Annotated in this window: 6 protein-coding genes; 4 read left to right on the top strand and 2 right to left on the bottom strand. The window is 66.3% G+C overall.

Annotated elements, in window-relative coordinates:
• From J7528_RS11930 to J7528_RS11915, 4 genes are all read left to right on the top strand, one after another.
• The coding region (locus J7528_RS11930) for a pyruvate dehydrogenase complex dihydrolipoamide acetyltransferase (protein ID WP_291874402.1) at window positions 1–1,265 on the top strand (1,265 nt) is incomplete at its 5' end.
• A 19-nt stretch (window positions 1,266–1,284) separates the two neighbouring features.
• Window positions 1,285–1,761 (top strand): glutathione peroxidase, encoded by a 477-nt coding sequence (locus tag J7528_RS11925; RefSeq protein WP_291874399.1) that lies wholly within the window; start codon window positions 1,285–1,287, stop codon window positions 1,759–1,761.
• A gap of 82 nt (window positions 1,762–1,843) precedes the next feature.
• Window positions 1,844–3,244 carry a dihydrolipoyl dehydrogenase gene (lpdA, locus tag J7528_RS11920; protein ID WP_291874396.1) on the top strand — a complete coding sequence of 467 codons (1,401 nt, stop codon included), beginning with the start codon at window positions 1,844–1,846 and terminating at the stop codon, window positions 3,242–3,244.
• An 18-nt stretch (window positions 3,245–3,262) separates the two neighbouring features.
• Window positions 3,263–4,708 carry a DUF6880 family protein gene (locus J7528_RS11915; protein WP_291874393.1) on the top strand — a complete coding sequence of 482 codons (1,446 nt, stop codon included), beginning with the start codon at window positions 3,263–3,265 and terminating at the stop codon, window positions 4,706–4,708.
• On the opposite strand, the gene J7528_RS11910 is transcribed toward J7528_RS11915, so the two are convergent.
• Window positions 4,705–5,100: a DoxX family protein gene (locus tag J7528_RS11910; protein ID WP_291874390.1), complete on the bottom strand. Its 396-nt coding sequence runs from the start codon at window positions 5,098–5,100 to the stop codon at window positions 4,705–4,707. The two genes, J7528_RS11915 and J7528_RS11910, sit on opposite strands and share 4 nt — an antisense overlap.
• Before the next feature lie 82 nt (window positions 5,101–5,182).
• Window positions 5,183–6,736: an AMP-binding protein gene (locus tag J7528_RS11905; RefSeq protein WP_291874388.1), complete on the bottom strand. Its 1,554-nt coding sequence runs from the start codon at window positions 6,734–6,736 to the stop codon at window positions 5,183–5,185.
• Between the last annotated feature and the right edge of the window lie 108 nt (window positions 6,737–6,844).

The following is a 6,844-nucleotide window of genomic DNA, read 5'->3' as shown; positions in this document are numbered from 1 at the left end:
TGCCCGCCCTGTCGCCCACCATGGAGGAGGGAACCCTCGCCAAGTGGCACGTCAAGGTCGGCGACACCGTCAAGGCCGGCGACGTGATCGCCGAGATCGAGACCGACAAGGCGACGATGGAAGTCGAAGCCGTCGATGAAGGCGTGGTGGAAGCCATCCTGGTCGACGCCGGCACCGAGAACGTCAAGGTCAACGCCCTGATCGCCAAGCTGGCGGGCGAGGGCGAAAGCCCCGCGCCGGCTCCGAAGGCCGAAGCGCCGAAGGCTGCCGCCGCTGTGCCGGCTCCGGCCGCGGCTGCCCCGGCGGCTCCCGCGCCAGCCGCTCCGGTCGCGGCTGACGGCTCGCGCGTCTTCGCTTCGCCGCTGGCCCGCCGCCTGGCCTCGGCCGCCGGCCTGGACCTGAAAGGTATCAAGGGCACCGGCCCGCACGGCCGCGTCATCAAGTCCGACGTCGAAGCCGCCAAGTCGGGCGCTCCGGCCGCCAAGGCCGCTCCGAGCGCTGCGCCCGCCGCTGCCGCTCCGGCCGCCGCCGCGCCGCGTCAGGTCCAGTCGCTGGAGCAGATGGGCATCCCGGCCGGCTCGTACGACCTGATCCCGTTGGACGGCATGCGCAAGACCATCGCGCGCCGCATGACGGAAAGCTTCCGCGACGTGCCGCACTTCCCGCTGCAGATCGATCTCGAGATCGACGCGCTGCTGGCGGCGCGCGCCAAGATCAACGGTCTGCTTGAGAAGCAGGGCGTGAAGGTCTCGGTCAACGACATCGTCATCAAGGCCGCCGCCGTGGCCCTGAAGCAGGTGCCGGAAGCCAACGCCTCGTACACGCCGGAAGGCATCGCGATGCACCACAACGCCGACATCGCGGTGGCCGTGGCCGTCGAAGGCGGCCTGATCACCCCGATCATCCGCAAGGCCGAAACCAAGGGCCTGGCCCAGATCTCGGCCGAGATGAAGGACCTGGCCCAGCGCGCCAAGGACAAGAAGCTGAAGCCCGAGGAATTCCAGGGCGGCACCTTCTCGATCAGCAATCTAGGCATGTTCGGCATCAAGTCGTTCGCTTCGATCATCAACGAGCCGCAAGGCGCGATCATGAGCGTTGGCGCGGGCGAGCAGCGTCCGGTCGTCAAGAACGGCGAGATCAAGGTCGCCACGGTCATGACCGTGACCCTGACCTGCGATCACCGCGTGGTCGACGGCTCGGTCGGCGCCAAGTTCCTGGCGGCCTTCAAGCCGCTGATCGAAGAGCCGCTGACCCTGATCGTCTGATCGGGAGCGGGGAGGGACGATGTCGGTCTACGACTACTCCGCCAAGACGCTGGACGGCCAGGACGTGAGCCTGGCCGACTATCGCGGCCAGGTGCTGCTGATCGTGAACACCGCCAGCAAGTGCGGTTTCACGCCTCAGTACGAAGGCCTCGAGGCGCTCTACAAGAGCCACAAGGACCGTGGCTTCACGGTCCTGGCCTTCCCCTGCAACCAGTTCGGCGCTCAGGAGCCGGGTAACGCCGAGGAGATCGCGAACTTCTGCTCGCTGACCTACGACGTGACCTTCCCGGTGATGAGCAAGATCGACGTCAATGGCGCTGACGCTCACCCGCTCTACAAGTTCCTCAAGAAGGAACAGAAGGGCCTGCTGGGCACCGAGGCGATCAAGTGGAACTTCACCAAGTTCCTGATCGGCAAGGATGGCGAGGTCGTCGAACGTTTCGCGCCCACGGTGAAGCCCGAGGACCTCAAGGTCGCGGTCGAGGCGCTGCTTTAGTTTCTCCCAGACCGGCCCCAAGACCGGTCGATCGGCGCTCTCCGCTCCCCCGGAAGGGCGCCAAAGCTAGGGGTTAGAAGACATGTCCACGGAATTCGATGTCGTCGTCATCGGCGCCGGTCCTGGCGGCTATGTGGCCGCGATCCGCGCCAGCCAACTGGGCCTGAAGACGGCCATCGTCGAGCGTGAAAACCTGGGCGGCATCTGCCTGAACTGGGGCTGCATCCCGACCAAGGCGCTGCTGAAGTCCGGCGAGATCTACGAGCAGCTGTCGCATCTGGGCGGCTACGGCCTATCGGTGCAGGGCGCCGCGTTCGATTTTACCAAGATCATCGAGCGCTCGCGTGGCGTGGCCAAGCAGATGTCGGGCGGCATCGCCTTCCTGATGAAGAAGCACAAGATCGAAGTGATCGAGGGCGAAGCCAAGCTGGAGAAGGGCAATCCGGCTCCCAAGCTGGTCATCGCCCTGAAGGCCGGCGGCAGCCGTACGGTCCAGGCCAAGAACGTGATCCTGGCCAGCGGCGCCCGCGCTCGCGAGATCCCGGCGATCGGCGCGGTCTCGGACGGCGATAAGATCTGGACCTATCGTGACGCCCTGGCGCCCAAGACCATGCCCAAGTCGCTGGTCGTGATCGGCTCGGGCGCCATCGGCATCGAGTTCGCCAGCTTCTACCGCGCCCTGGGCGCCGAGGTGACCGTCGTCGAAGCCATCGATCGCATCATGCCGGTGGAAGACGAAGAGGTCTCGAAGGCCGCCCAGAAGGCGTTCGAGAAGCGCGGTATCAAGTTCCGCATCGGCGCCAAGGTCTCCAAGGTCGAGAAGACCAAGGACGGCGTCTCGGTCACCGTCGATGTCGGCGGCAAGATCGAGCAGCTGACCGCCGAGAAGTGCATCGTCGCCGTCGGCATCGCTCCGAACAGCGAAGGCCTGGACGCCGTCGGCCTGAACCTGGATCGCGGCCACGCCGTGACCGACAAGCACTGCAAGACCAACGTCCCGGGCCTGTACGCCATCGGCGACATCGCCGGCGGCCCTTGGCTCGCCCACAAGGCCAGCCACGAGGGCATCCACGCCGCTGAGGCCATCGCCGGCTACAAGACCCCGAACGTCAACTCGCCGATCCCGGGCTGCACCTACGCCAACCCGCAGGTTGCTTCGGTCGGCTATACCGAAGCTGGCGCCAAGGCGGCCGGCATCGAGGTCAAGGCGGGTCGCTTCCCGTTCAAGGTCAACGGCAAGGCCGTGGCCGCGGGCGAGACCGAAGGTTTCGTGAAAACCGTGTTCGACGCCAAGACCGGCGCCCTGATCGGCGCCCACATGATCGGCCACGAAGTGACCGAGATGATCCAGGGCTTCGTCACCGCGATCACCTTGGAAGCCACCGAGGAAGACCTGCACGGCATCGTCTACGCCCATCCGACCATGTCGGAAGCCATGCACGAAGCCGCGCTGGACGCCTACGGCCGCGTCCTGCACATCTAGGGTAGCCTAGGAGATTGGATGGCGCGCAAGGCCGCGACGACGACGGGTGATAAGCCAAAGGCGCGGAAGGGGTCCAAGACGACCCTTTCCGAGGCCAACTTGGTCGACCTGGGTCCCGAGCGTCTGACCGCCATCCTGCTCGACCTCTCCAGCGACAGCCACGTCAAGCGCGTGCTGCGGCTAGAGCTGTTCGCCGAGTCCAACGCCGAAGGTTTGGCGCTGGAGATCGCAAAACGCTTTGCGACGGTCGGCAAGTCCTCGTCGCGCATCAACTGGCGCAAGCGCGCGGCTTTCGCCAAAGACCTTGACCTGCATCGCGGGATGATCGAGCGGCTGGCGCAAGACGACGCCAACGCCGCCCTCGACCTGATGCTGGATCTCCTGGATCTGGCGACACCCACGTTGGATCGCCTCAGCCAGGCCGAAGGGCCGATCGGCGACGTCTTCCTGGCTGCTCGCGACGGCATCGGCGCGATCGCCGCCCAGGCCCTGCCGGATCCCATCGTTCTGGCCGACCGCATCGCCAGGCTGTTGCGCCGCGACGACTACACCCAGTTCGGACCGGTCGTGAACGCCCTCAGCCCCGCGCTGGGCAAGAGGGGCCAGGAGCACCTGCGCAAGACCCTGGAGCAACTGCTGGCAGCCCGTACAGTCCGCGACGCCCGCACGGCGGTCTATCGCGACGCCTTACGCCGCCTGGCCGACGCCAGCGGCGATGTCGACGCCTTCGAGGCTACCTTCGCGCCAGAATTGCGCAGGACGCCTTTGGTCTCGGCCGAGATCGCTCGCCGCCTGCTTGAGGCCGGTCGCCCTGAAGACGCACTGGCCACACTCCACGCTGGCGCGCCAAGCGAGAAGGGCGGTCGCCATCAAAGCTCGCTGGAAGAGCGCTCGGCCTGGGAAGAGGCGATGCTGGACGCCCTGGAGGCCACCGGCCATCACGACGAGGCCCAGAAGCGCCGCTGGGCCGAGTTTGAGCGGACGCTGTCGATCCCGCGTCTGCGGGCCTATCTCAAGGGCCTGCCGGACTTCGACGATGTCGAGGCCGAGGACCAGGCCAAGGCCGTCGCCAAGCGCTTTCCGCAGTTCGATCGCGCCTTGGCGTTCCTGGTCTCCTGGCCAGACCTGCCGGCCGCTTCACGCCTGGTGCTGACCCGCGCCGGCGAGATCAACGGCGCCGACGACACCCTGATGACCGAAGCCGCCCGCCGGCTGGAAGGCGGCTATCCGATGGCCGCGAGCCTGCTGCTGCGGGCCTCGATCCAGTACGTGCTGACGTATGGCGTGGCCACGCGCTACGCCGAGGCCGCCCGGCAGCTGCTGGAGGCGGAGTCGCTGTCGGTGATGATCGGTGACTTCGGCGAATATCCCGACCATCAGGCCTTCGTGGCGGATCTGCGCGCCATGCACAGCCGCAAGCAGGGCTTCCGCGCCGAGCTGGAAGCCCTGGGCGGCAGCTTCTAAGGCTTCTTGCGGATCTGGGCGTCGATGCTCCATTCGCCGCCGCCCTGGAAGACCAGGTACAGGAAGATGAAGCAGTACAGGATCGCAGGCTCGCCGCCGTTCAGCGCTGGCCAAAAGCCCTGGCTGCCGTGAGCCATGAAATAGGCTACCGCCATCATGCCCGACAGCAGGAAGGCGAACGGGCGGGTGAACAGGCCCAGCAGGATGTGAGCGCCGCCGAAGATCTCCAGTGCGCCGGCGGCCACCAGCAACGGTGGAAGCGGGCTGGGCGCACCGGGTTGGGCGGCGGGGAAGTGGAACAGCTTCATCAGCCCATGCTCCATGAAGAGCAGGGCGGTGATGATCCTCAGTAGACTGAGGACGCGCGGCGACCAGACGGCGAGACGTTCCATTTCTTCTTCCCTCTTTGAACCAGCGTGAGTCGAGTTCTCGACCACGCTAGCCAAACCTATCGAGGGATACGATTCAGATATCTCAGGCGGCGGCGCTGTCGGTCTCGGCCATGCGCTGGATGGCGACATAGTCGGTCTTGCCGCTGCCCAGCACGGGCACTTCCTGCACCTTGAGGATCTTGCGCGGCACGGCCAGTTCGGGCGCGCCGACGCTTTGGGCGTGCGCCACCAGCGAGGTGACGGCCGCCGCCTGGCAGTCGGTGACCAGGATCAGCTTCTCGCCCTTCTTCTTGTCGGGCATCGAGATCACGGCGTGACGGCCGTTGGGCCACACAGCCGAGGCCAGGTCCTCAGCGGCGGTCAGGGAGACCATCTCGCCGCCGATCTTGGCGAAGCGTTTCACCCGGCCCTTGATAGTGATCCACAGGTCGTCGGTGACCGTGACCACGTCGCCGGTGTCGTGCCAGCCGCCTTCCGGGGCGTCGACGCCGCCGTCCTCGCGCAGATAGCCCGACATGATGTTGGGACCACGCACCAGCAGGCGACCGCCTTCGGGGATGCCCTCGACCAGTTCGATCTTCCACTCCTGGCCCGGCAGCAGGCCGCCGACCGTGCCACGGCGATTGTCTTCGGGCTTGTTGACCGCGATGACCGGCGAGGCCTCGGTCGCGCCATAGCCTTCCAGCACCGGCACGCCGCCGAACTTCTCGGCGATGATGTTGTGCGTCTCTTCGCGGACCTTCTCGGCGCCGCAGACGATGAACTTCAGGCCCGACAGCTCGTCGCTCTCGGCCGAGCGGGCGTACTGGTTGACGAAGGTGTCGGTGGCCAGCAGCACCGAGCCGCCGACATCCTTGATCAGCGGCGGGATCTGCTTGGTGTGCAGCGGCGAGGGGTACTGGAACGCCTTCATGCCGGTCATGATCGGCAGGATCACCCCGGCGGTCAGACCAAAGCAGTGGAAGACCGGCAACGGGTTGAAGAACACCCAGGCCGGATCGAGCGCGATATGGGCGGCGATCTGCTGGGCGTTGGAGACTAGGTTGGCCTGGGTCAGGACTACGCCACGCGGCGCGCCGAAGCTGCCCGAGGTGAACAGGACGACGCCCTTGTCCGACGGTTTGGCCGGGGCGCGGAACTGGCGCGGGAACAGGCCGGCGGCGGCCGCGAACAGCTTGTCCGGCAGACCGATCGTGCCACGCACGTCTTCCAGATAGGTGATCTCGGCGTGTTCGCCTATGGCGTCGACGATGTCGTGCAGCTTGCCCAGTTCGATGAACTTGTGGGCGGTCAGCACGCGCTTGACGCCGGCCAGCTTCACCGCGGCCTTGATGTTTCGCAGGCCCGCCGTGAAGTTCAGCATGGTCGGCACGCGGCCAAAGGCGTGCAGAGCGAAGAAGGTCACCACCGACCCCGAGCCCGACGGCAGCAGCACGCCGACGTTCTCGCCCGGCTTGGTCATGCCGGCGATCTTGCGGCCCAGCGCGAAGCTGGCCCGGATCAGGTCCGTATAGGTCAGCGGATTACGATCCTGGTCCTCCAGGATCGGCTTCTTGGCGCCGTACTTGTCGCGGGCGTCGATGAGGGCGTCGAAGATGGCCTTCTGACCAGCTTGCACGTCGTAAGCTACCGGCATCCCGGCGAAACCTCCCCGAAGAGCGAAAGCGCGCTCTCGTTCCTAAACGTCGAGTCTGCCGAGGAAGGTCCGGCTTTGCAAGAAAGAGTCACAATGCGTGAGGCTCAG

The organism is Caulobacter sp., from assembly GCF_017744445.1.
Classification (GTDB): domain Bacteria; phylum Pseudomonadota; class Alphaproteobacteria; order Caulobacterales; family Caulobacteraceae; genus Caulobacter.
This window is presented reverse-complemented; position numbering and strand designations above follow the sequence as displayed.